The sequence below is a fragment of the Amycolatopsis keratiniphila subsp. keratiniphila genome (assembly GCF_001620365.2).
In the GTDB taxonomy this organism is placed as follows: domain Bacteria; phylum Actinomycetota; class Actinomycetes; order Mycobacteriales; family Pseudonocardiaceae; genus Amycolatopsis; species Amycolatopsis keratiniphila.
The window spans coordinates 27039-27845 of the sequence record NZ_LQMT02000024.1 but is presented as its reverse complement, the minus strand read 5'-3'; the positions used below and the strand labels follow the sequence as shown (position 1 = coordinate 27845).

The 807-nt window shown below is 69.9% G+C and carries 2 protein-coding genes; both read right to left on the bottom strand.

What is annotated here, in order from left to right; genetic code table 11:
- Positions 1–65: 65 nt before the first annotated feature.
- Complete coding sequence (locus AVR91_RS26135; protein WP_063273586.1) at positions 66–299, bottom strand: hypothetical protein; 234 nt, start codon at positions 297–299, stop codon at positions 66–68.
- On the bottom strand, positions 292–807 hold a 516-nt coding region (locus AVR91_RS26130), incomplete at its 5' end, for a LiaF domain-containing protein (protein WP_228709343.1). The genes AVR91_RS26135 and AVR91_RS26130, both read right to left, overlap by 8 nt.

Here is an 807-nt window from a genome sequence, read left to right as displayed (position 1 = left end):
AGCAAGGCGAAGGCCCCGGCGAGGGGCCGAGGCCTTCGGAGTGGGGTGGAGCGTCAGCGGCGCCCCTAGCGGCGGCTCTTGCGCAGCGAAGCGGCGAGCAGCAGGACGCCGACGAAGATCGCCCCGCCCGCCATGACCCACCGGAAGTCGAACTGCGGGAGCCACGTGGAGCCGTCCGAGAGGACGTAACCCGACACCAGCAGCGTCGCGATCCCGACGAACAGGGTGATGACGTCCACCCCGCGCTTCGACGGCTGAGCCGACTGAGTCCGCGCGTTGTCGTAGTCGTACTCAGCCACGACGCACCTCCACGTTCCCGACACCGTTCTTGACCTGCAAAGTGATCTTCTGCCCGTTGCCGCCCGGCGAGGTGAAGTCGATGGTGTCCTCGCCGACCCCCGAGCGGGACTGGCCGAGGCAGTCGACCTCGCCCGCGCCCGTCTCGCACGAGACCTTCACTTCGGCTCCCGTCGGCACGAGCACCGTCGAGTTGCCCGCCCCGTTGGTGACCTTCGTGGTCACCGAAGCGCCCGCCGGCAGCTTGGTCAGGTCGACGTCGATGTTCCCCGCCGAGCGGTGGTACTCCGGCAGCACCTCGGACACCTGGCTCGGCGTCGCCGTCAGGTCGCCGACGCCGCCCTTCACGGAGAAGTTCTCGAACGGCACCGTGGTCAGCGCCATCCCGACGATCGCCAGCGGCACCGCGAGCCCGATCAGGCCGCGGCCGCCCCGCACGAACGAACCGGCCACCAGCCCGATGCCGACCACACCCAGGGTGAGCCCGATGACGTGCTGCGCGGTGAACCA